At 63.1% G+C, this 22,096-nt stretch carries 21 protein-coding genes; 9 read left to right on the forward strand and 12 right to left on the reverse strand.

Features of this window, described 5'->3' with window-relative positions; genetic code table 11:
* Positions 1-45: 45 nt before the first annotated feature.
* The 4 genes from NKH52_RS01060 to NKH52_RS01075 form a co-directional block, all read right to left on the reverse strand.
* Positions 46-624, reverse strand: coding sequence for a hypothetical protein (locus tag NKH52_RS01060; protein WP_352729155.1), 579 nt, complete (start codon positions 622-624; stop codon positions 46-48).
* A 125-nt stretch (positions 625-749) separates the two neighbouring features.
* Positions 750-1,412 (reverse strand): HAD family hydrolase, encoded by a 663-nt coding sequence (locus NKH52_RS01065; RefSeq protein ID WP_352729153.1) that lies wholly within the window; start codon positions 1,410-1,412, stop codon positions 750-752.
* Positions 1,412-1,897, reverse strand: a complete 486-nt coding sequence (gene dut, locus NKH52_RS01070) for a dUTP diphosphatase (RefSeq protein WP_128304825.1) — start codon at positions 1,895-1,897, stop codon at positions 1,412-1,414. Before dut ends, NKH52_RS01065 begins: the two co-directional genes overlap by 1 nt.
* A 386-nt stretch (positions 1,898-2,283) precedes the next feature.
* On the reverse strand, positions 2,284-2,754 hold the full coding sequence (locus NKH52_RS01075) for an Lrp/AsnC family transcriptional regulator (protein ID WP_352729150.1): 471 nt from the start codon (positions 2,752-2,754) through the stop codon (positions 2,284-2,286).
* Positions 2,755-2,867: 113 nt separating this feature from the next.
* Here NKH52_RS01075 and NKH52_RS01080 point away from each other — a divergent pair, with 113 nt between their 5' ends.
* The 3 genes from NKH52_RS01080 to NKH52_RS01090 all read left to right on the forward strand — a co-directional run bounded on the left by NKH52_RS01080 (position 2,868) and on the right by NKH52_RS01090 (position 5,632).
* A complete protein-coding gene (locus tag NKH52_RS01080; RefSeq protein WP_352729148.1) occupies positions 2,868-3,116 on the forward strand; it encodes a DUF6356 family protein in 249 nt (82 codons plus the stop codon).
* A gap of 14 nt (positions 3,117-3,130) precedes the next feature.
* The gene (locus NKH52_RS01085; RefSeq protein WP_352729146.1) at positions 3,131-3,931 is read left to right on the forward strand and encodes a class II glutamine amidotransferase; all 801 of its coding nucleotides are present in this window, start codon (positions 3,131-3,133) and stop codon (positions 3,929-3,931) included.
* 327 nt (positions 3,932-4,258) lie between these two features.
* A complete protein-coding gene (locus NKH52_RS01090; RefSeq protein ID WP_352729144.1) occupies positions 4,259-5,632 on the forward strand; it encodes an amidase in 1,374 nt (457 codons plus the stop codon).
* Here the strand turns inward: NKH52_RS01090 and NKH52_RS01095 are convergent.
* A complete protein-coding gene (locus tag NKH52_RS01095; protein ID WP_352729142.1) occupies positions 5,626-6,699 on the reverse strand; it encodes an NAD(P)/FAD-dependent oxidoreductase in 1,074 nt (357 codons plus the stop codon). The genes NKH52_RS01090 and NKH52_RS01095 overlap by 7 nt on opposite strands.
* 214 nt (positions 6,700-6,913) lie before the next feature.
* Between NKH52_RS01095 and NKH52_RS01100 the strand changes: the two genes are divergently transcribed.
* Complete coding sequence (locus tag NKH52_RS01100) at positions 6,914-8,506, forward strand: peptide chain release factor 3 (RefSeq protein ID WP_352729140.1); 1,593 nt, start codon at positions 6,914-6,916, stop codon at positions 8,504-8,506.
* 82 nt (positions 8,507-8,588) lie between these two features.
* Here the strand turns inward: NKH52_RS01100 and NKH52_RS01105 are convergent, their stop codons facing one another.
* From NKH52_RS01105 to NKH52_RS01115, 3 genes are all read right to left on the reverse strand, one after another.
* Positions 8,589-9,059, reverse strand: a complete 471-nt coding sequence (locus NKH52_RS01105; protein ID WP_352729138.1) for a VOC family protein — start codon at positions 9,057-9,059, stop codon at positions 8,589-8,591.
* A 33-nt stretch (positions 9,060-9,092) separates the two neighbouring features.
* On the reverse strand, positions 9,093-9,620 hold the full coding sequence (locus tag NKH52_RS01110; protein ID WP_245490298.1) for an SRPBCC family protein: 528 nt from the start codon (positions 9,618-9,620) through the stop codon (positions 9,093-9,095).
* A 72-nt stretch (positions 9,621-9,692) separates the two neighbouring features.
* Complete coding sequence (locus NKH52_RS01115; protein ID WP_352729135.1) at positions 9,693-10,037, reverse strand: ArsR/SmtB family transcription factor; 345 nt, start codon at positions 10,035-10,037, stop codon at positions 9,693-9,695.
* 198 nt (positions 10,038-10,235) lie between these two features.
* Here NKH52_RS01115 and ilvD point away from each other — a divergent pair, with 198 nt between their 5' ends.
* Entirely contained in the window at positions 10,236-12,080 is a 1,845-nt protein-coding gene (ilvD, locus tag NKH52_RS01120) for a dihydroxy-acid dehydratase (protein ID WP_127290014.1), read from the forward strand.
* A gap of 159 nt (positions 12,081-12,239) precedes the next feature.
* Here the strand turns inward: ilvD and NKH52_RS01125 are convergent, their stop codons facing one another.
* Positions 12,240-13,994, reverse strand: a complete 1,755-nt coding sequence (locus tag NKH52_RS01125; RefSeq protein ID WP_352729133.1) for an ABC transporter ATP-binding protein — start codon at positions 13,992-13,994, stop codon at positions 12,240-12,242.
* A 168-nt stretch (positions 13,995-14,162) separates the two neighbouring features.
* Between NKH52_RS01125 and NKH52_RS01130 the strand changes: the two genes are divergently transcribed.
* The 3 genes from NKH52_RS01130 (at position 14,163) to NKH52_RS01140 (ending at position 16,845) form a co-directional block, all read left to right on the forward strand.
* Positions 14,163-15,452, forward strand: a complete 1,290-nt coding sequence (locus tag NKH52_RS01130; RefSeq protein WP_352729131.1) for an amidohydrolase family protein — start codon at positions 14,163-14,165, stop codon at positions 15,450-15,452.
* Positions 15,453-15,539: 87 nt separating this feature from the next.
* On the forward strand, positions 15,540-15,806 hold the full coding sequence (locus NKH52_RS01135) for a hypothetical protein (protein ID WP_127319196.1): 267 nt from the start codon (positions 15,540-15,542) through the stop codon (positions 15,804-15,806).
* 115 nt (positions 15,807-15,921) lie between these two features.
* Positions 15,922-16,845, forward strand: coding sequence for a DMT family transporter (locus NKH52_RS01140; protein WP_352729129.1), 924 nt, complete (start codon positions 15,922-15,924; stop codon positions 16,843-16,845).
* Between the two features lie 7 nt (positions 16,846-16,852).
* Here the strand turns inward: NKH52_RS01140 and NKH52_RS01145 are convergent, their stop codons facing one another.
* On the reverse strand, positions 16,853-17,755 hold the full coding sequence (locus NKH52_RS01145) for a phosphotransferase (protein ID WP_352729127.1): 903 nt from the start codon (positions 17,753-17,755) through the stop codon (positions 16,853-16,855).
* A 100-nt stretch (positions 17,756-17,855) separates the two neighbouring features.
* On the opposite strand from NKH52_RS01145, the gene NKH52_RS01150 reads away from it, so the two are divergent.
* Positions 17,856-18,488 (forward strand): class I SAM-dependent DNA methyltransferase, encoded by a 633-nt coding sequence (locus tag NKH52_RS01150; RefSeq protein ID WP_164779970.1) that lies wholly within the window; start codon positions 17,856-17,858, stop codon positions 18,486-18,488.
* A gap of 1 nt (position 18,489) precedes the next feature.
* On the opposite strand, the gene NKH52_RS01155 is transcribed toward NKH52_RS01150, so the two are convergent.
* Together NKH52_RS01155 and NKH52_RS01160 are read right to left on the reverse strand one after the other, a co-directional pair.
* Entirely contained in the window at positions 18,490-20,943 is a 2,454-nt protein-coding gene (locus tag NKH52_RS01155) for a GcvT family protein (protein ID WP_352729125.1), read from the reverse strand.
* Positions 20,940-21,827, reverse strand: coding sequence for a phosphotransferase family protein (locus NKH52_RS01160; protein WP_023811669.1), 888 nt, complete (start codon positions 21,825-21,827; stop codon positions 20,940-20,942). The genes NKH52_RS01155 and NKH52_RS01160 overlap by 4 nt, the downstream gene beginning before the upstream one ends.
* Positions 21,828-22,096 lie beyond the last annotated feature (269 nt).

Consider the following 22,096-nt stretch of genomic DNA (forward strand, 5'->3'; position numbering starts at 1 on the left):
GAATCTATCCTGCCCGATTTCGCCGGGCAAACGAATGCGGTTGGTTCAGAAGCGTTTGGCGTTCTCTCCTGCCAATTTGTCCAGCGTGTCGGAATCCTTGATGTAGCGCGATGTCTTTTTGTCCCAGTGATAGGTGACGGAAATCTCGTGGGACTCTGGTCTGGGCGGGGTGTCGTCGCAGTTTTCGCCGTTGAGCACCGTGGCATCGGTCACCGTCACTTTGATGGCAGCATAGGGCTTCCCCTCCGCGATGGCCTGAAAAGCTACATCCTGCTTGCGGCTGTAGGCGCACAGGTTTTCGTCGAACGTATAGATCATGTCGATCAGTTCGAATTTGTCGTCGCGGACCATGATCAGCGGCGTGATCACATAGTTCTGGCTCGAATTGAAATGCACGCTCATGGTGATGAGGACGTCATCGTTGGCGCCGACGGAAAGCTTGCCCGGTTCGCGGAAATAGGTGCCGCGGTCGAGCGCGACATTGACGGCGTCGAGCAGCTTTGGCTTGGCCGTGATGTCGTAGAGCGCCAGCACCGCATAGCCTTCGGCGCTGTCGGGAGAATCGCCGAGGTCGAACAGCATGGTCAGCCGGTCCTTGCCGCCGGCGCGCCGGCCGCGGTCCATAGAAACGGCAACAGCATCAAGGCGAGGATGAGGCGGAGCAGGCTGAGGTTCATGCGTGGCCTCGAGTTGGCGGCGCCAAGCTAGCACGGACAATCGAGGCGTACAGCTGCAGGCTGAAGATCAGGTCAGTGGATCGGCACCAGCCCGGCCAGCTCGCGCATGTCATCGAACAGGATGCCGCCGGCCTGGATCAGGCCAGCGCGGTCGGAATAGGGATCGGCATGATAGGAAAACACCCGCATGCCGGCGGCGATGCCGGCTTGCGTACCGGCGACGCTGTCCTCGATGACGATGCAGTCGGCGGGCGCGAAGCCCATGGTCTTGGCCGCATGCAGGAACAGGTCCGGGAACGGCTTGCCACGGCTGACCATGGTCGAGGAAAACATCGCGTGTTCGAACAGCGGCAACAGCCCGGTCTGGCCGAGCGTGATGTGCATCTTCGACACTCGGGCCGAGGTGGCGACGCAATAGGCGATACCGGCTGAACGCACGGCTTCGACAAACTCGCGGACGTAGGGGATCGCCTCGACGCCATGGGCAAACAGGTCCGGCAGGCCGGCATTCCAGCGATCGACGAAATCGGCGCCGAGCCTGACGCTGGTCTCTTCTTCGATCTCTTTCTGCACCGACGCCATGCTGCGGCCGGAGAAATTCTTGCGGCAATATTCGAAGCTTGTCGGATAGCCGGCAGCGGTCAGCCATTCGGCGAGGCGCCGATTGGCGAGGTTCTCGGTGTCGACCAGGATCCCGTCGCAGTCGAAGATGACAAGTTTAGGCAGTTCAGGCATCAGGCGGTGCCGGTCGACCCGAACCCGCCCGCGCCGCGCGCCGTGCCGCCAGCTAGGTTGCGCTCTTCCACGGCGGCTTGCGTCACCGCGGCAAAAACGATCTGGGCGATGCGCATGCCGCGCGTCACCGCGAAGTCCTCATCGCCGAGATTGATCAGCAGCACCTTCACCTCGCCGCGATAATCGCTGTCGATGGTGCCGGGCGTGTTGAGGACGGTCAGGCCGTGCTTGAAAGCAAGGCCGGAGCGCGGCCGCACCTGGCCCTCCATGCCTTCCGGAATTTCCAGGATCAGCCCGGTCGGCACCAAAGTACGCTTGCCAGGCAGGATCAGCAGCGGCCGGTCGTCGGGCACGGCGGCGCGCAGATCCATGCCGGCAGCACCGGTGCTTTCATAAGCAGGAAGGGGAAGTCCTTCAGCATGCGGCAACCTGACGAAGCCGACGGTTGGACCGATGACGGAGGGAGTTTGAAGGGCTGCGCGCATAAAATCGATCCTATCGGCGCGAACGGCGATTCGGTCAACTCGACTGTAATTCTATCAACGGCTTTCTTTTGGGCGGCACTGTGACCTGGTTTCGGGCACAGGAGTTTTGATGGGTTTGTTGCGCTGAAGGATTGCGTGCTTGGCGATTGGCGAAAACGTCCATGCTTCGTCATCCACGGGCGGAGCAAGGAGCGTAGCGACGCGGCGCAGACCCGAGGATCCATGTCGCGACTCCAACGCGTCACGACGGTGCAGAGTTCTGCGCCGTTGCACTCTTGGGTAGGTCACGGCATGGATATCAGGGTCTCCGCGACGCCGCTTCGCGGCTGCTCCGCCCTGGTATGACGAAGTTGGGGAGGCTTCGGCCAAACGCGAACGTAGCGCTACTACCTCAGTTCCATCGGAACGACGGTGGTCTCCTTGATCTCCTCCATCACGAAGGAGGCGGAGACATCAGACAGCGCCACCTTGGCGATTAGCCGCTGGTAGAGCCGGTCATAGGCCTTCACGTCGGCGACGCGGGCGCGCAGGACATAATCGAGGTCGCCGGACATGCGGTAGACGCCGATGATCTCGGGAAAGCCGGTCACCGCCGCCCGGAACTTCTGCAGCCACTCCGGATCGTGGTTGGACGTGCGGATCAGGATGAAGACGGAAAGACCAAGCCCGAGCTTTTCGGCATCGACCAGCGCCACCCTGCCGGTGATGACACCAGCCTCTTCCAGCCGCTTCACCCGGCGCCAGCAGGCATTGCGCGACAGCGCCACCCGTTCCGACAGCTGGTCGACCGACAGCGTGCCGTCGCGTTGCAATTGGGCGAGCAATTTCCGGTCTATTTCGTCGATTTCCAGCGCCATGTGGGATAATTGTCCCATGGATCACCGAAATACAAGGACATTTTGAGACCGATGAACCAGCGAAGCGTGTCAGGATACTCATATCAGAACTTGAAGCGCTGAAGGGGACCAGCATGTCGGTCGCAAGGATTTTCACCTCTCATCCGGCCAAGGTCGGCGAAACCTATTTCAGCCACATGGGCTTTGCCGCCTGGTTCTCGTCGCGCCTGTTGATGGCGGCTTGTGCTGCGCTCGTTCATGCTTTCTTGCCATTTCTGTTTGAGACTACCGCCAGCCGAATCGTTCGCGAGCTTTATGAGCGGACGGACAACAGAGGCAAACACGCGACCAAGGAGCCTGCGGCTCTTATGGATCGCGCCTAGGGACGACAGAAGCGATGTGCCGGTGGGCGGCCTATCTCGGTGAAGCGGTCTTTCTCGAAGACATCCTCACCGCGCCCTGTCACTCGCTGATCGCCCAGAGCCACTGCGCCCAGGAGGCGAAATCGCCGACCAATGGCGACGGTTTCGGCCTTGCCTGGTATGGCGACCGCCCGGAGCCGGGTCTCTATCGCGATATCCTGCCGGCCTGGTCCGATCCCAATCTGAAAAGTCTGTGCCGGCAGATCAAATCCGGCCTGTTCCTTGCCCATGTGCGGGCGTCGACCGGCGGCGCCACCAGCCGCATGAACTGCCATCCGTTCATCTCCAGCAACTGGTCGTTCATGCACAACGGCCAGATCGGCGGTTTCGAAAAGATCCGCCGCGTGCTGGAGAACTCGCTGTCCGACGCCGTCTTCGACCAGCGCGAGGGCACCACCGATTCCGAATTGTTTTTCCTGCTGATGATCGACGAGGGATTGGCCGCCGATCCGCAAGGCGCCGTCTCCCGCGCCACCAGCCGCGTGCTCGAAGCTTCGCGGCGCGCCGGCCTCGAACCGGCGCTGAAGCTCACCGCCGCCTTTTCCGACGGGCAGGCGCTGCATGCGGTGCGCTATGCCACCGACGCTCACGCACCGACGCTCTACACGTCTGTCCTGCGCAAGGGCGGCGGCCGCTGCATCGTTTCCGAACCGTTCGACCGCGAGGGCGGCGACTGGCAGGCGATCCCGCCGTCGAGTTTTGTGACGATCACTGGCGATGGCATGGTCATTCGTCCTTTCGCACCCGCATCGGCCAGGCTGGCACTGGCCGTCTAGTTGCAACAGTGCGGCAACGCCGCGGGACAGCGCCCCCCTCTGTCCTGCCGGACATCTCCCCCACACGGGGGGAGATTGGCACCTGCGACTGCCGCGCTATTCCTTGCAACGTCCGAGATTGGCGAAAGCTGTCGTGACATCCAATCTCCCCACCTGTGGGGGAGATGTCCGGCAGGACAGAGGGGGGCGCCGTAGAGCGCCGACCTCAACAGACTATCGGCACAATTTCGATCAAACGCGGCCAATCGTCGAATGCTTCCACTCACTTGAAGTCATGCCGTTGTCCGCCATCTTGATCAGGCGAGCGGCCAAGCCGGAGCATTCACTATGGACCTCGTCTTCTCCTCAACCGTCGATCTCGCCGCAGCCATCGCCACACGGAAAATCTCCGCCGTGGAAGCCCTCGACGCGCATCTGGCGCAGATCGATGCCCACAACGATGCGGTCAACGCCGTCATCTCGCTCGACAGGGAAGGGGCTCGCGAGCGTGCCAAGAAGGCGGACGCCGCCCAGGCGCGCGGCGACGCTCTCGGACCTCTGCACGGCGTACCGTTCACACTGAAGGACACGCACGAAACGTCAGGCATGAAGACCACGGTCGGCTTTCCGCCCTTTGCCGACTATGTCGCCAAACAGGACAGTCCGGTCGTCGCCCGCTTGCGTGCGGCTGGCGGCGTGCTGATGGCCAAGACCAATGTCGCGACCATGCTTTCGGACTGGCAGTCGAACAACCTGCTGTTCGGCCGTACCAACAATCCATGGAATCTCCAGCGCACCGCCGGCGGCTCCAGCGGCGGCGCGGCGGCCGCACTTTGCTCGGGGATGACGCCGTTTGACGTCGGCACCGACATGCAGGATTCGATCCGGCTGCCGGCCGCCTTTTGCGGTGCCTATGGCCTGAAGCCGACGGAGCACCGCGTCTCGCTGACCGGCGCCTTCCCCGATCCTGGCGGTGCCGCGCGCGGCGTGCGGCTGATGTCCTGCCTCGGGCCGTTGGCGCGCAGCGTGGAAGATTTGGCGCTGATCTATCAAATCATCGCCGGCCCGGATGGAAGCGACACCGATCTTGCGCCGGTGCCGGTCGACGACATGCCGAAGCTCGACCTCAAGACATTGCGCATTGCCTCCGCGCCGTTCTTTCCCGGGTTTCCAGTGGCGGGCGACCTCCGCGCCGCGGTCGAAAGTCTCGCAAGGCAGTTACAATCGGCAGGAGCGATCGTCGAAGAAGCAAAACTGCCGAAACTCGACCTGCATGACGATCTGGAGCAGGGCGGCGCGCTGATCGGGATGATGCTGGAGGCCGCTCAGCCGGAGCCAACGGAGGGACCGGCACCGGTCTCGCGTTGGTTCGAGGCACTCGCCCGCCGCGATAGGTCCATTCTCGCCTGGGACCGGTTTTTCGAGGACCATGACGTGTTGCTCTGCCCGGTCGCCATGACCACGGCCTTCCCGCATTGCGAGCCCGGCAAGCCGATCAAGGTCGACGGCAAGGAGCAGAGCTATTGGATGCTGCCGGCCTATGGCGCGGTGTTCAATTACAGCGGCCATCCGGCCCTTTCCATCCCATGCGGACAGGACAGCGCCGGCCTGCCGATCGGCCTGCAACTGGTCGGCCAACGCTGGTCGGAGTCACAGCTGCTCGGCATGGCCAGGGCAATCGAACCCCTGACCGGCGGCTTTCGCCGTCCGCCCGCCTATTGAGCGAAGCGCGACAATCCATAAGGGGCAAGTAAGGGGTCGCGCTCGCCGTCGAGAATTTCCCTTGTGGCGAACAGGCCGACGGCCGGCGCCAGTGTGATGCCCGAATGCATGACCGCGACATAGACACCGTCCATGCCTTCGGCGCGGCCGATGATCGGAAAGCCGTCGATCGGCGTCGGCCGGTAGCCGATCGTGTGGAAGTCGAATTCCAACCCGTCGCTGCCGCGCAACATGGCTTTCATGGCCGCAAACAGCGCGTGGGCGGTGGCTTCGGCATTCATACCCGGATCGGCGCCGCCGAAATCCGAGCCTGCGATGATGCGGCCTTCGGCCGTCTGGCGCATATGCAGCCGCTCGGCCAGCACGAGGCCGTTGAGCAGCTTTTTGGTGGGCTGGGAATGGACGATCAGGCCGGGCGGTGTTTCGATCGGCAGGCTGATCCCGGCCGTCGCGGCAATCTCCGGCGCGCCGACGCCAGCGGCGATCACCACCTCGTCTGATGCAATCAATCCGTGCGATGTGTCGACACCGGTGATCCTGCCGCCGGTCTGGACCAGGGCCGTCACCGTGCTGGAGATGGTCTTCGCGCCATGTCGCTTCGCGTCTGCCAATAGGGCATGGGCGGCGGCCACGGGCTCTGCGACACCTTCCTCAGCCACATGCAGAGCAAAATCCGGAAGCTCGGTGAGATTGGGCTCGATTCGCGCGGCACCGGCGCGGTCGACTTGGCTGATGCCATAGCCCCAGGCGGAATGTTCCGTGGCGTAGGTTTTCATGTCGGCCGCCGGCAAATCCCAGCACAGGCCGCCGCACCAGCTCAGCGGCAGGCCGGGCAGGTCCTGCGCCAGCCGCGACCACCCGGCCATCGCGCGGGTGCGCAGCCGGAAATAGGGCTCCGGATTGCCCCAGCTGGCATTGATCCAGGCAAACGAGTTTGGGGTGGCGATTCCACCGACGGGGCTGTCGGAAATGACCGTGACCTGTGCTCCCGCCTTGCTCAGATGCCAGGCGATGGACGCGCCGATGATGCCGGCGCCGATGACGATCACTTGTTTCGCCGCTGTCATGTTCGTTCCTTTGCCTCGTCATTCCGTGGGGTGTTCATCCAGTGCCATCCCGGCAATCGCTTGCCAACGCGAAATATGTGGCAATGCTCACCCGAACCACAGCATGTCTGAGCTCCATGCTGTGATGGCGAGGAGGCACCCGCGCCGTCGGACCGGTCGACAGCCCGGCACTGCGCTGCTAGAAGCCCGGCCTGTCACACGGAAATCCCAGAGAATGCCCGAAGCAATAGAAGAAGAAGTGGCGCGCCGCCGCACCTTCGCGATCATCGCGCACCCGGACGCCGGCAAGACCACGCTCACCGAAAAGCTGCTGCTGTTCGGCGGCGCTATCCAGCTTGCCGGCGAGGTCAAAGCCAAGAAGGACAAGATCCAGACCCGCTCCGACTGGATGAAGATCGAGCGCGAGCGCGGCATTTCGGTCGTCACTTCGGTGATGACCTTCGAGTATGAGGACAATGTCTTCAACCTGCTCGACACGCCCGGCCACGAGGATTTCGCCGACGACACCTACCGCACGCTGTCGGCGGTCGACTCGGCGGTCATGGTCATCGATGCCGCCAAGGGCATCGAGCCGCGCACACTGAAGCTGTTCGAAGTCTGCCGGCTGCGCGATATCCCGATCATCACCTTCATCAACAAGATGGACCGCGAAAGCCGCGATCCGTTCGAGATTTTGGACGAGATCGAGCAGAAGCTGGCGCTGGATACTGCCCCCGCCACCTGGCCGATCGGCCGCGGCAAGAATTTTGCCGGCACCTATCATCTGGCGCTGAATGCCGTGCGCAGGGGCGACGCGGAGAAAGAACGCACGCCGGTTAATGGTCCCGATTCCAACCGCGTTGCTGGCCTTTTGCCAGAAAACGAACGCGAAGCCTTCATCGAGGAACTGGAGCTCGCGCGGGAAGCGTGCAGACCCCTTGATATAGAAGCCTTCCGAGAGGGCCATCTGACGCCGGTCTATTTCGGCTCGGCGCTGCGCAATTATGGCGTGCGCGACCTGATCGAGGCGCTTGGCGCTTTTGGACCGCCGCCGCGCGCGCAGGAGGCCGACACCCGCAAGGTCGAGGCAACCGAGGAGAAGATGACGTCCTTCGTCTTCAAGATCCAGGCCAACATGGATCCCAACCACCGCGACCGCATTGCCTTCGTCCGCGTCTGTTCGGGCAAGCTCGAGCGCGGCATGAAGGCCAAGCTGGTGCGTACGGGAAAGCCTATGTCGCTGTCGGCGCCGCAATTCTTCTTTGCCCGCACCCGCGTCACCGCCGACGAGGCGTTCGCCGGCGATGTCGTCGGCATTCCCAACCACGGCACGCTGCGTATTGGCGATACGCTGACCGAGGGCGAGGAAATCCTGTTCCGCGGCGTTCCGAATTTTGCACCGGAAATCCTGCGTCGTGTGCGCCTCGGCGACGCGATGAAAGCGAAAAAACTCAAGGAAGCGCTGCACCAGATGGCCGAAGAGGGCGTCGTGCAGCTGTTTTCGCCGGAGGACGGCTCGCCTGCCATCGTCGGCGTCGTCGGCGCCCTGCAGCTCGACGTGTTGAAGGAGCGGCTGAACTTCGAATACACGCTGCCGGTCGAATTCGAGATGTCGCGGTTTTCGGTCTGCCGCTGGATCTCGGCCGACGACAAGGCCGAGGTCCTGCGCTTCATCGAGGCGCATCGCGGCGACATCGCCCGCGACCTTGACAACGATCCGGTGTTCCTGGCCCAGCACGCCTTTTCGCTGAACTACGAAGCGGAACGCTGGAAGGCGATCAAGTTTGCCACGATCAAGGATTATCAGGTCCGCGACAAGGCGGCGTAAGTCGGCTTTTTCCTTCTCCCCGTTTACGGGGAGAAGGTGCCCGAAGGGCGGATGAGGGCGGCGCCGGCGTTGAAGGTTTCGCTCAGCCTTTGGCCGCTTCTTCGATCTGGGCGATGTCGATCTTGCCCATCTGCATCATCGCCGACATCACCCGGCCGGCCTTCGCCCGGTCCGCATCCCCGAGCAGCCTGGGCAATTGCTCCGGCACGACTTGCCAGGAAACGCCGAATCTGTCCTTCAGCCAGCTGCAACGGCCGGGTTCGCCACCGCCTTCGGTGAGTTTGCTCCAGAAATGGTCGACTTCAGCCTGCGTCTTGCAGTCGATCGACAGCGACATGGCCTCTGTGAATTTGTATTGGGGGCCGCCATTGAGCGCCTGGAACTGCACGCCGTCGAGTTCGAATGAGGCCACCAACACCTTGCCTTCCTGGGCGTGGCCCTGTGGCCAGCGCGTGACGCTCAACACCTTGGAATTCTTGAAGATCGATACGTAGTGGTTCATGGCCTCTTCGGCCTGGCCGTCGAACCACAGGAAGGTTGTGATCTTTTGCATTGTCTGTCTCCTTGGCATTTCTTTGGGGAAGGGTCAGGCGGCGCCCTTGGCGGCGTCCTGGAGTGAAAAAAGATAGGCGTCGAGCTGGGCGTAGCTGTTGGCCATGCCGCTGGTCATGCCGGTGCCGAGAGCGCCGTCACGGGCTGTTTGCGAAGCGTAGAGCACCGTCTGCGTTAAAAGGGTTTTGCCGGTCTGATCGGTAAAGGTCACCGTTCCGATCGTTTCGCCACCGGTCCAGTCCTCGTCGAACAGTTCGGTTGCGACGATCCGGCTCGGCCGTACGATTTCGCGATAGGCGCCGCTCATACCCATACTGCGACCGTCGCGGTGCTGCCAGACATAACGCGTCGCGCCGCCGACTCTGAGGTCGATCTCGCAAACCGTCAGACGCCAGCCGCCCGGGCCGTGCAGCCAGCCCTTCAGCAGCTCCGGCACCGTCCAGCAGTCGAAGACCATCGGCCGTGGCGCCGCGAAGAGGCGGGTGATCTGGATCTCACGGTCGCTGGGCGTGGTCACTGTCAAGGTGGCGACGGTTGAGCCGGGCAGAATTGTGGTGCTCACGATGATCCTCCTTATGTTGTCCAAGGACGGCCGGCCGGCCAGCGATCCGACACGGTCTCGATTTTTTTCCGGCTACTGGTCTGCCTCGCCGGGAGCTTTTTCGGCTTGCATGGCGCCCAACAGGGCGTCGAGGCGCTGGAAATTGCCTTCCCAGATTTTGCGATAACGCTCCAGCCAGTCATTGGCCTCGGCCAGCGGCTCGGCTTCCAGCCGGCATGGCCGGCGCTGCGCGTCGCGGCCACGAGAGATCAGCCCAGCGTTTTCCAGCACCTTGAGATGCTTGGAAATAGACGGTTGGCTCATCGCGAAGGGTTCGGCGAGCTCCATGACCGAAGCTTCGCCCTGGATGAGCCGCGCAAGGATCGCGCGCCGTGTTGGATCGGCGAGCGCGGCAAAGGTAGCGTCCAGCTGGTTCATCTGTCATCCATAGCCAATAAGGTATATACCCATTTAGCTATATACAGATGAATGACCCTCGTCAACCAAGTTGCGCCTTGCATTCTGGCGCATTGCAAAATTGTGGCCAGACCATATTTGCGCGTCTATAACGCCAGCGGTCCGAATTCAGCTCTGCCGTGCCATTCTTGGGCTGCGGCCAGCCACCAAGGAAAAAACATGCCTGCCTATCGCTCCCGCACCACCACCCATGGCCGCAACATGGCCGGCGCTCGCGGCCTCTGGCGCGCCACCGGCATGAAGGACTCGGATTTCGGCAAGCCGATCATCGCGGTGGTCAACTCCTTCACCCAATTCGTGCCGGGCCATGTCCATCTGAAGGATCTCGGCCAGTTGGTCGCGCGCGAGATCGAGAAGGCCGGCGGCGTTGCCAAGGAATTCAACACCATCGCCGTCGACGACGGCATCGCCATGGGCCATGACGGCATGCTCTATTCGCTGCCGTCGCGCGAGCTGATCGCCGACTCGGTCGAGTACATGGTCAACGCTCACTGTGCCGACGCCATGGTCTGCATCTCCAATTGCGACAAGATCACGCCCGGCATGCTGATGGCATCGTTGCGCCTCAACATCCCTACCGTCTTCGTTTCCGGCGGTCCGATGGAAGCCGGCAAGGTGGTGCTCGCCGGCAAGACGCAGGCTCTCGACCTCGTCGATGCCATGGTGGCGGCCGCCGACGACAGAATTTCCGACGAGGACGTCAAGGTCATCGAGCGCTCGGCCTGCCCGACCTGCGGCTCCTGCTCGGGCATGTTCACCGCCAATTCGATGAATTGCCTGACCGAGGCGCTTGGCCTGTCGCTGCCTGGCAACGGCTCGACATTGGCGACGCATGCCGACCGCAAGCGGCTGTTCGTCGAGGCGGGCCACCTGATCGTCGATCTCGCCCAGCGCTATTACGAGCAGGACGACGAAACCGCGCTGCCACGCAACATCGCCTCCAAAGGTGCGTTCGAGAACGCCATGACGCTCGACATCGCCATGGGCGGCTCGACCAACACCGTGCTGCACATCCTGGCTGCCGCGCATGAGGGCGAGATCGATTTCGATCAGGACGACATCGACGCGCTGTCGCGCAAGGTGCCGGTGCTGTGCAAGGTTGCTCCGGCCAAGTCCGACGTCCACATGGAAGACGTCCACCGCGCCGGCGGCATCATGGCCATCCTCGGCCAGCTCGACAATGCCGGCCTGCTCAACCGCGACCTGCCGACGGTCCATACGCGAACGCTGGGCGAAGCGCTCGACCATTGGGATATTTCCCGCACGACCAGCCAGAGTGTGCGCGATTTCTTCCTCGCCGCCCCTGGTGGCGTGCCGACACAGGTCGCTTTCAGCCAGGACCGCCGCTGGGACGAACTCGATCTCGACCGCGAGAAAGGCGTCATCCGCTCGACCGAACATCCCTTTTCCAAGGATGGCGGCCTCGCCGTGCTGAAAGGCAATCTGGCTCTCGACGGCTGCATCGTGAAGACGGCCGGCGTCGATGAATCGATCCTGAAGTTCACCGGCCCGGCCCGCGTCTTCGAAAGCCAGGATTCCAGCGTCAAGGCGATCCTGTCCAACGAGATCAAGGCCGGCGATGTGGTCGTCATCCGCTATGAAGGGCCGCGCGGCGGCCCAGGCATGCAGGAAATGCTTTATCCAACCAGCTATCTGAAGTCGAAAGGGCTCGGCAAGGCCTGCGCTCTGGTCACCGACGGCCGCTTCTCCGGCGGCACGTCGGGCCTGTCGATCGGCCACGCATCGCCGGAAGCCGCGGAAGGCGGGCTGATCGGGCTGGTGCAGGAGGGCGATACGATCGAGATCGACATCCCGAACCGCAGCATCCGTCTGGCTGTCGATGAGGCGGAACTCGCTGCGCGCCGGGCGGCGATGGAGGCCAAGGGCGCCCTGGCCTGGAAGCCAGAGGAAAAGCGCAAGCGCAAGGTGACGACCGCCTTGCGTGCCTATGCCGCGATGGCGACCAGCGCGGCCAAGGGCGCGGTCAGGTTTGTGCCGGAATAAGGTTCGCGACCAGGCCCCCTCATCCGGCCGCTACGCGGCCACCTTCTCCCCGCTGGGGAGAAGAGGCTGGCGCCGGCGCTGACGATCTCTTCTCCCCTCGGGGAGAAGGTGGCCCGAAGGGCCGGATGAGGGGGCCTGGCTCCAACATCCGGAACACCATCACGGCATCAACTGATACTCATAAAGCTTCTGGTAGAGCCCGCCCTGCTTGAGCAAGGTCTTGTGCGGGCCGCTTTCCACCACCTTGCCGGCTTCGAGCACCACGATCGTGTCAGCCTGGTGCACGGTCGACAGACGGTGCGCGATAACGATCGTCGTGCGGCCTTCCGTCAATTGCTGCAGCGCGTCGCGGAACAGCGCTTCCGATTCGGCATCGAGCGCGCTGGTCGCTTCGTCCAGCAGAAGGATCTCGGCATTGCGCAGCATGGCGCGTGCGATCGAGATCCTTTGGCGCTGCCCGCCCGACAGCAGGCCGCCATTCTCGCCGACATCCGTCTCGTAGCCTTTCGCCTGCGCGCTGATGAAGTCATGGGCGTTGGCCGCCTTGGCGGCGGCGATCACCTCTTCATCGGTCGCACCCTCGCGCCCAAGCCGGATGTTGTGCATGATGGTGCCGGCAAACAGGAACGTGTCCTGGCTGACATAGGCGATCTTTTCCCGCAGCGATGCGAGCGTCGCATGGGAAATATCCTGACCATCGAACAGCACCTTGCCGCTCTTCGGGTCGTACATGCGCATGATCAGGTTCAGAATCGTCGACTTGCCGCCGCCGGAAGGCCCGACCAGCGCCGTCATCTTGCCGGGCGCAAGCGTCAGATCGAACCTGTCCAGCACCGGCGGCCCGTTCTGATAAGCGAAGTCGACGGCGTCGAACCGGATCTCGCCCGGTCCGGCCAGAAGCGGCTTCGCGTCCGGCTTCTCGATCAGAGTCAGCGGCTGGTCGGCGAGCTCGAACATCATGCGCACGCCGACAATGCCGCTTTCCAGCGATATGCGCACGCGCGCAAGGCGCTTTGCCGGCTCATAGGCGAACAGCAGCGCCCCGATGAAGGCCATGATGTTTCCCGGCATCTGGCCGCCCTGCAAGACCAGGAAGCCGCTGACGAAGATGGCCCCGGCAATTGCCAGTCCGGCCAGCGTCTCCATCACCGGGCTTGTCGCAGCCTCCAGCGTCGCGATGTTGTTGGCCCGGTTCTCGACGTCCGACACGGCCTTGTACATGCGGTTGCGCATTGCGCCTTCGAGGTTGAAGGATTTGACGACGCGCACGCCGATTGCCGTTTCCTGCATCACCTGCACGATCTGGCCGACCGAGCGAAACTCCATCGCGGCGAACTTGCGAACACGTTTGAGGATGCGGTTGACCCCGTAGATAGCCAAGGGGCCGACGACAAAGCAGATTATGGACAAGGCTGGCTGCTGCCAGACCATGACTCCTACCAGGACAACCAGCGACAACAGGTCGCGCACATAGGACGTGACAACGAGGTCGAGCACGTTGCGCGCCGCCTGCGCATTGTTGGTCATGCGCGTGATCAGGTCGGACGACGAGGTCGAATGGTAGAATTCGATGCCTTGCGCCAGGATGCGGTCGTAGATCTTGCGCTGGCGGTCGGCGATGATGGCGTTGCCGACCCGGCTCATGAAATAGGCCTGGATGAAGTTGGCGAGACCCTTGAGGATGAAGATCGTGGCAACCCCCGCCGCAATCAGGTTGACGCGGTCAATCCGCTTGAAGACCACGAATTCGTCGGTGATCTCTTTGAGAATCCAGGCGCTGGCGCCGGTCGTGGCGGCCACCACAAGCATCGACAAGATCGCGGCGCCGTAGCCAAACCTGTGCTGGTAAAAGGATTCCCGGATCAACCTCGCAACGAGGCGCTGGTTTTCCGTCGAGCGGAAGAAACGAAACAAACGGCGGATCCTTGAAGCCGGGACAACGAAGGCGGCTTATAGAGGGAGTTGCGGCCGGATGGAACCATCACGGCCGCCGCGGACAAACCGCTGTTGCAAGCGGCATCGACGGGATGCGATTTTCAGCCTCGGCTATATCAGATGATTCTTTTGACGGGATGACGACAGATGGATTTCGACCTTATCGTTCGCGGCGGCACGCTGCCTGATGGCAGCGTTGCCGACATCGGCATCAGCGGCGAGACGATCGCGGCGATCGAGCCCACTCTGCAGGGTTCTGCGTCGACCGAGATCGACGCCCGTGACAATCTGGTCTCGCCGCCCTTCGTCGATCCGCATTTCCACATGGACGCGACGCTCTCCTACGGCATTCCGCGCATCAACGCGTCGGGTACGCTGCTCGAAGGCATTTCGCTATGGGGCGAGTTGAAGCCGCTTTTGACGCATGAGGCGGTACGCGACCGCGCATTGGCCTATTGCGACTGGGCGGTGTCGATGGGCCTGCTCGCCATCCGCACCCATGTCGATGTCTGCGATGACAGGCTGCTGGCGGTCGAGGCGCTGCTCGAGGTCAAGAAAATGGTCGCTCCCTATATCGACCTGCAACTGGTCGCCTTCCCGCAGGACGGGTTCTATCGCTCGCCGACGGCGCGGGAGAACACCATCCGCGCGTTGGACATGGGCGTCGACATTGTCGGCGGCATCCCGCATTTCGAGCGCACCATGGCCGACGGCACGCGCTCGGTAACGGAGCTGTGCGAGATCGCGGCCAGGCGCGGCCTGATGGTCGACCTGCATTGCGACGAGACCGACGACCCGCTGTCGCGTCACATCGAACAGCTTGCCTATGAGACGCAGCGCCTTGGTCTGCAAAACAGGGTGGCCGGCTCGCATCTCACATCGATGCATTCGATGGACGATTACTACGTCTCGAAGCTGCTGCCGCTGATCGCCGAGGCCGGCGTCTCGGTCATTCCCAATCCGCTGATCAACATCATGCTGCAGGGCCGCCACGACACCTTCCCGAAGCGCCGCGGCCTGACTCGGGTCAAGGAAATGCTGGCGCTCGGCATTCGCGTCGGCTGGGGTCAGGATTGCGTGCTCGATCCCTGGTATTCGCTTGGTACCGCCGACATGCTCGATGTCGCCTTCATGGGTCTGCACGTTGCTCAGATGTCGAGCCCGGCCGAGATGGCGCGCTGCTTCGACATGGTCACCAACGTCAATGCCGCGATCATGGGCCTCGATCATCTCGGCCTGGCGGTCGGCAAGCGCGCCAGCCTTGTCGTCCTCGATGCCGGCAATCCGGTCGAAGCCCTGCGGCTGCGCGCCGAGCGCCTGTGCGTCATCGCCAGGGGCAAGGTGGTGGCGGAGCGAACGAAGCAGGAAACCAGACTGTCCATCGACGGAAGGCCGGTACTTGTGAACCGACGGCACGATTCGCATCAGGCCCAATAGGACGCCGCATCTGCATCAAGGCTCAAAGCTTCGCCCGTTGGGAAATAAGTCTACATTAAGCCTCCACTTTATTCCGAGGAGGATTCCATGTGGCGCAAGACTGTGATGGCGGTGGCGCTGACGGCGCTTTGCGCCGGCTGCACGACGGTGACGGCAGAGGATCGCCGCACCGCCGACGAAGCGAAATGCCGATCCTACGGCTTCGTCAAGAAGAATGACGCCTTTGCCGAGTGTCTGCAGCGCATCGATCTGGAGCGGCGTGCGGAGCTCAGACGCACCCCGGCTTTCGACCCCTGGGACAGGCCAGTGATCTATCGGCCCATTATCCTCAGGCCGCAGCCAAAAGGGAACTGAATCGCGCAGACCCAGCCGATTCCCGAGGCTGGCCTTGCCGATTTCCGGTTTTCTCCTCGTCAAAGCAGCCACTTCCGTCTACGACGCGGCTTACCAGGGAGGAATCGGGATCGGCATGACGCAGCCCGTGGCGCAGAATTCGACGATCAGGAATGTGCTTCTGGCCGGCATTCTGCTGATGCTGGCCGGCGACTTCCTGTTTGCGCTGAACGACGCCATGGGCAAGTGGCTGGTCGCCAGCTTCTCCGTCGGCCAGGTGGTGCTGATCCGCTCCATCGGCGCCTTCTTCGTGCTCGGCCCGATGATCGCCAACCAGGGCCCGGCCAGGCTGTTTCGCATGGAACGCCTGGAGCTGCAGCTGCTGCGGGTGGTGATGACCACGCTCGACACCGCGCTCTTCTATGCCGCCGTGGTCTATCTGCCGCTTGCCGATGTCATGAGCTTCTACATGGCCGGGCCGATCTATGTGGCGGCGCTCTCGCACCTCCTGCTTGGCGAGAAGGTCGGCTGGCGCCGCTGGATGGCGATCCTGCTCGGCTTCTGCGGCGTTTTGATCATGCTGAAACCGTCCTCGGCGACGTTCTCGCTGTCATCGGGTTTTGCGCTGGTAGGCAGCATCTCCTTCGCCTTCGCCATCATCCTCAACCGCCGCCTGCGTGGCACCAGCGACACCAATCTGGTGACATGGCAGACCATCGGCACGCTGCTGGTCGGCGGTGTGCTGACCATCGGCGCCTGGCAGACGCCGTCGGCACTCGATCTCGGCGCCATGCTGCTGCTGGGCATCGTCTCCTGCGGCGCCCACCTGATGATCACCAGGGCGCTCAAGCTGGCGCCGGCTTCGACATTGGCGCCGCTGCACTACACGCTGCTGCTATGGGCGGTGGTGTTCGGCCTGGTGTTCTTCGGCGACGTTCCCGGTCCGCGCATCCTGATCGGCTCGGCCATCATCGTTCTCGCCGGCCTGTTCATCTTCCATCGCCAGAAAGTGGTCGAGACCACGGTGCCGCCCGAAAACGTGCCGAAAGGCGTGAATTAGTCCAGGCTCAGCCCCGGTGTATTGCTGCCAGATGCCCCGAAAACTCCGGCGTCTCCATCAGCGCCTTGCAGCGCGCGAACCGCCCGTCGGCATAGGCACGGAAATCTTCAACCGGGTTGTTATTGGCGAGCTGGATCAGTCCCCATAGCGTCCACAACAGATCGCACATTGCCTTGTAGATGACGATGCGGCCGCGCTCCGCCGGCCTCGCCTCGCCGCCGAAATAGGCGCGTATCATCTCTTCGTCCTGGGCGGCGTCGAACTTGCCCTCCACGCTGAGGTCGCCAAGGTCCCAGAGCGGATCGTTCATGCCCGAATATTCCCAGTCGACGATCCACATCCTGTCGCCAGTATCGAGAAAGTTCTCGCACAGCGGGTCGCAGTGGCAGGCGACGATCGGCAGCGGATGGGCGGCCAGCGCCGAGCGCACGCTCTCGGCGTCGCGCACCACGTCATGATAACCGGCGGGCAGGGCGACCTCCTTGGTGGACAGCACCTTGAGGTAATCGTCGATCATCGCGAACAATTCGAAGCGGAAGGGAAACACCGCGCCTGAATCGTGCAGCTTGCGAAAGGCCTCGCCGGCGCGGGCCGGACCGCCCGGACGTGTCCGGAATTTCTCCGGCGACATCGTTTCGGCGCCGGCGATGTAGCGTGTCACCATCACCCCGGTCTCCGGGTCGACATGCAGCACCTCGGGACTGACCCCTGCCTTTGCCGCTTCGCGTGCAGCCACCGCTTCGTTGACCCGGTTGATGTATTCCTCGGTGCCCTTGCCGGGAATGCGCAGGCAGAAGTCGCCGGCCTTGAAGACGAGATTGGTGAGGCCGCCCAGCCGTTCCAGCGGCCCGCTGTAGCCGGCCAGCATGGGAATGGCGTCCAGTGCCGCACGCGCCTCGTCTGTCACCATGCCTGCGCCCCCACGCTGTTATTTGTCGCAGCGACGGTTCCACAATTTTCGCGCTTTGGCTATCATCACTGCGAGATCAAAAATTGGCGGACTGATAAAAGTGGCGGACAGCAAACATCAGGGCGCGCTCGGCGCGGCCTACGCGGCAAAGCGGCCCGAAGAGGTGGCCGCACTCTATGATCGCTGGTCGGAAACCTATGACGCCGACATGTCGGCCGCCGGCTATCGCCACCCGACGATCTGCCTTGCCTTGCTGGCCCGCCATCTGCCGCGCGGTTCAGCACCGCTGCTCGATGCCGGGGCCGGCACCGGGCTCATCGGCGAATGGCTTGATATTGCTGGTTACCCGCAAGTCGAGGCACTCGATATTTCACAAGGCATGCTGGATCAGGCGGCCCGCAAGGGCGTCTATTCCGCGCTCCATTGCCTGGCGCTCGGCGGTCATCTGCCCTTTGCCGATGATGCCTATGCCGGGATCATCTCGGCCGGCGTCTTCACCTCGGGCCACGTCGGCGTCGAGGGGCTGGACGAGCTAATCCGCATCTGCCGCCCGGGCGGCGTGATCGTGCTGACGGTCAAGAACACGCTGTGGGATGCCGGCTTTGCCACGCGTGTCGGCGAGATCGAGGCGCAAGGCCTCGTCACCCGCGTCGAGGAAACGCGCCCTTACGTCTCCATGCCGGGCGAAGCCGACACCGTGCCCAGCCGCGGTCTCGCACTGCGCGTGACCTGACCTACGCTTTGACCCTGGCGCCTGCCGGGTCGTACATCGGCTCGAGATGGATCTTGGCCGGTGTTCGTTCCATCGCAACCACCAGTTCATAGTCGCCCGAGACCAGAAAATCGTCGCTCACCCCGTCGGCGTTGCGCACATAGCCGTAGCCGATGGTCTTGCCCAGCGTGTAGCCATAACCACCGCTGCTGAGATAACCGACCGGATCGCCATTGCGCAGTATGGTTTCGCGACCGAGCAGCACGATCTCGGGGTCGTCGACCGTGAAGCCGGCAAAGCGTTTCTTCAGTGCCGCGCCGCTGGTCTTCTCCAGCGCGCGCCGTCCAACGAAATCGGTGTTCTTGCGCAGCTTGACCGCCCAACCGAGCCCGGCTTCCTGCGGCGTGTCGTTGGGGGTGATGTCGGAGCCCCAGGCGCGATAGCCTTTTTCCAGCCGCAGCGATTCCAGCGCCCGATAGCCGACCGGGCGGATGTCATGCTTCTCGCCTGCCGCCAGCAACGCGTCGAAGACTTCGCCGGTGGCCGCGATCGGCACATGCAGTTCCCAACCAAGCTCGCCGACATAGGTGACGCGCAGCGCCCGAACCGTGTGGCCGGCGATGGCAATCTCATGCACACGGCCGAACGGGAAGCCGGCATTCGACACGTCGGCTCCGGTCGCCGCCGAGAGCACGTCGCGCGCCCGAGGACCCATCAGCGACAGCGTGCCGAAATCCTCGGTGACGTCGACAAGCCTGGCGTCGAGCCCTTCGCCGATATGATCGCTGATCCATGAGAAATCATGCGTGCGGAAACCTGTGCCGGTGACGATGTAGAATTTCTCCTCGGCCAGCCTCGCCACAGTGAGATCAGCCTCGATACCGCCGCGCGTGTTGAGAAGCTGTGTATAAGTCAGCCGGCCGACCGGCTTGCTGACATCGTTGGCGCAGATCCAGTCCAGCGCCTTCAGCGCATCAGGCCCGGTCAGCTCGTATTTGGCGAAAGACGATTGATCGAAAATGCCGACCTTTTCACGCACATGCCGGTGTTCGTCGCCGACCGCCGCGAACCAGTTCTGCCGGCCCATCGAATAGATGTCCTCCGGCTCGACGCCTTGCGGTGCGAACCAGTTCGGCCGCTCCCATCCGAGCTTCGAGCCGAATACGGCGCGCTGCTGTTTCAGCCGGTCATAAAGCGGCGAGACGATGCGTGGTCTCCCGCTGGCATACTCCTCATGCGGGAAGCCGACCGTGTAATGCTTCCCATAGGCCTCCAGCGTGCGGTCGCGGACCCACTGCCGGTCGCGGTACAGTTTGGAAAAGCGCCTGACGTCGACCACCCACAGGTCGAGCGGCGCTTCGCCGTCGACCACCCATTGGGCCAGCACCCAGCCGGCGCCGCCGCCCGAGGCAATGCCGAAGGCGTTGAAGCCGGCGCCGACGAACATGTTGGCACATTCGGGCGCTGTGCCGAGAATGAAATTGCCGTCCGGCGTAAAACTCTCCGGCCCGTTGATCATCTGCTTGACGCCGACGGTTTCCAGCGCCGGCACGCGCGCGATCGCTTGGCTCATGTGCTGCTCGAAATGGTCGTAGTCGTCGTCGAACAGCCTGAACTCCCAATCATTGGGTACGTCGCCGCCGGGGAGACCAGTCGCCCAGGCCTGCGGGTTCGGCTCATAGCCGCCCATCACCAGCCCGCCGACTTCCTCCTTGAAATAGGTGCGTCGGTCAGGGTCGCGGATGGTCGGCGCGTCGGTCGCCAGACCGTCGATCTTCTCGGTGATGATGTACTGGTGCTTCACCGGCTGAAGCGGCACGTTGATGCCGGCCATGGCCCCCACTTGCCGCGCCCATTGGCCCGCACAGTTGACCACCTTGTCGCAGGCGATGTCGCCCTTGCTGGTCTTCACCGCCGTGATGCGGCCGTCCTTCATCTCGAAGCCGGTGACGCGAACATCCTCGAGCAGTTTGGCGCCATGCATGCGCGCGCCCTTGGCCAGCGACTGCGTGATGTCGGAGGGGCTCGCCTGGCCGTCGGTCGGCAGCCAGGAGGCGCCGACGAGATCGCCGGTCTCCAGCAGCGGCCACATTCTTTTCACCTGGTCCGGCGACAGCAATTGCATGTCCATGCCGAAGCTTTTTGCTGTCGTCGCCAGCCTTTTGTACTCCGTCCAGCGGTCGGCATTGGTGGCGAGCCTGAGGCAGCCGGTCATCTTCCAGCCGGTGGCGAGACCGGTCTCGGCCTCAAGTCCCTTGTAGAGGTCGACGGAGTATTTCAGCACGCGGGTGATAGACGCCGACGAGCGCAATTGCCCGACAAGGCCGGCGGCATGCCAGGTCGAACCCGAGGTCAGCTTGCCCTGCTCCAGCAGCACCACGTCAGCCTTGTGGTCGCGCGCCAGATGATAGGCCGTCGAACAGCCGATGATGCCACCGCCGATGACGACGATGGCGGCCTGGCTCGGCAATGTCATGATTTCTGTATCCCGTATTTTGTCCGGTAGTTTTCCAGTGCCGCGTCGAGCCGGACGAGATTTTCCTCGGTGTAGGCGACGTAGTCGATGCCCGGCGCGTCCAGATAGAGCTCGGAGACCATGCTCCACATCGCCTCGCGCAGCAGCGAGGCGCATTGCATGGCCGCGTGCGAACGGCGGATCGCATCGTCCGGTTCCTTCATGAAGTAGGCGGTCAGGAAGGCAAAGGATTCCTCGTCGCTCATGCCGGCGTTGGAGGCGGCGCCTGCGAGGTCGAACATCGCCGTGTTGAAACCGGCATATTCGAAGTCGATCAGCCACAGCCTGTTGCCGTCATCGAGAATATTGGCCGGCAGCAGATCATTGTGGCCAAAGACGATCGGCAGCAGCTTCTGCGCGCGCTCCAGTTCGTCGGCCAGCGTCAGCAGATGCGGCAAGTCGCTGCGCTTGCGGCTGCCGCCTTCTTCAAGCGTGCGCGCATAGTCGCGAATGACATGGAACACCCAGAACATGAAGCCGGCGCCGGAGACATGATTGGGCATTTCCCGGTGGAAGGCGCGCATCAGAGCCGCGACGCGGCCGAGATTGGCGCGTACGTCCTCGGCGAGATAGGTCTTGGCGCCGAGAAACTCTGTGACCAGGATGCCCGGCTCGGCGTGGCGGACGGCTGGCGCGAAACCGGCGGCATGCGCCGCCCGCGCCGTCATCACCTCGCGCTCACGAAAGACATGATGGAACGGATAGTCCTTGCCGAAGCGCACAACATGTCGTCCGGCCGCGTCCGTAACCACATAATTCGCGTTGCTCAGACCGCCGGGCAGCGGTGCGATCTCGATGCCACCGGTCCAGCAGGGCAGGGCGCGGATGCGATCTTCGGCGGTCACGGAATCATCCCTGGTTTGCTGGGCTTCGACAAGGCGCCGTGAACAGCGCAACGACGGCGGGGAGAAACGTAAATACTCTCGTCGGTGCGGGACGCCAGGATCGGTATCCCGCGCCGCACCGACGAGCCCCTTGGCCAGGTTTTTGAGCCCGGCATCCGCCCCCGCGGATCTGAAAATTCCTTGTACAGGCACGTTCCAAACGGCCTGACCACTGAGTTGCGTCTCTGCCCCCAGTCGCAGATCTGAAGCCTGTCGATGTCTTTGATTTC

This window comes from Mesorhizobium sp. M1066, assembly GCF_040318635.1.
Classification (GTDB): domain Bacteria; phylum Pseudomonadota; class Alphaproteobacteria; order Rhizobiales; family Rhizobiaceae; genus Mesorhizobium.

What these genes read in the sequence shown, in the direction of transcription:
- NKH52_RS01140 (WP_352729129.1), top strand. Translation starts at nt 15,922, where the DNA reads ATGACGCAGCCCGTGGCGCAGAATTCGACGATCAGGAATGTGCTTCTG.
- NKH52_RS01065 (WP_352729153.1), bottom strand. Translation starts at nt 1,412, where the DNA reads ATGCCTGAACTGCCTAAACTTGTCATCTTCGACTGCGACGGGATCCTG.
- ilvD (WP_127290014.1), top strand. Translation starts at nt 10,236, where the DNA reads ATGCCTGCCTATCGCTCCCGCACCACCACCCATGGCCGCAACATGGCC.
- NKH52_RS01095 (WP_352729142.1), bottom strand. Translation starts at nt 6,699, where the DNA reads ATGACAGCGGCGAAACAAGTGATCGTCATCGGCGCCGGCATCATCGGC.
- NKH52_RS01085 (WP_352729146.1), top strand. Translation starts at nt 3,131, where the DNA reads ATGTGCCGGTGGGCGGCCTATCTCGGTGAAGCGGTCTTTCTCGAAGAC.
- NKH52_RS01105 (WP_352729138.1), bottom strand. Translation starts at nt 9,059, where the DNA reads ATGCAAAAGATCACAACCTTCCTGTGGTTCGACGGCCAGGCCGAAGAG.
- NKH52_RS01090 (WP_352729144.1), top strand. Translation starts at nt 4,259, where the DNA reads ATGGACCTCGTCTTCTCCTCAACCGTCGATCTCGCCGCAGCCATCGCC.
- NKH52_RS01100 (WP_352729140.1), top strand. Translation starts at nt 6,914, where the DNA reads ATGCCCGAAGCAATAGAAGAAGAAGTGGCGCGCCGCCGCACCTTCGCG.
- NKH52_RS01130 (WP_352729131.1), top strand. Translation starts at nt 14,163, where the DNA reads ATGGATTTCGACCTTATCGTTCGCGGCGGCACGCTGCCTGATGGCAGC.
- NKH52_RS01155 (WP_352729125.1), bottom strand. Translation starts at nt 20,943, where the DNA reads ATGACATTGCCGAGCCAGGCCGCCATCGTCGTCATCGGCGGTGGCATC.
- NKH52_RS01115 (WP_352729135.1), bottom strand. Translation starts at nt 10,037, where the DNA reads ATGAACCAGCTGGACGCTACCTTTGCCGCGCTCGCCGATCCAACACGG.
- NKH52_RS01145 (WP_352729127.1), bottom strand. Translation starts at nt 17,755, where the DNA reads ATGGTGACAGACGAGGCGCGTGCGGCACTGGACGCCATTCCCATGCTG.
- NKH52_RS01135 (WP_127319196.1), top strand. Translation starts at nt 15,540, where the DNA reads ATGTGGCGCAAGACTGTGATGGCGGTGGCGCTGACGGCGCTTTGCGCC.
- NKH52_RS01075 (WP_352729150.1), bottom strand. Translation starts at nt 2,754, where the DNA reads ATGGCGCTGGAAATCGACGAAATAGACCGGAAATTGCTCGCCCAATTG.
- NKH52_RS01060 (WP_352729155.1), bottom strand. Translation starts at nt 624, where the DNA reads ATGGACCGCGGCCGGCGCGCCGGCGGCAAGGACCGGCTGACCATGCTG.
- NKH52_RS01080 (WP_352729148.1), top strand. Translation starts at nt 2,868, where the DNA reads ATGTCGGTCGCAAGGATTTTCACCTCTCATCCGGCCAAGGTCGGCGAA.
- dut (WP_128304825.1), bottom strand. Translation starts at nt 1,897, where the DNA reads ATGCGCGCAGCCCTTCAAACTCCCTCCGTCATCGGTCCAACCGTCGGC.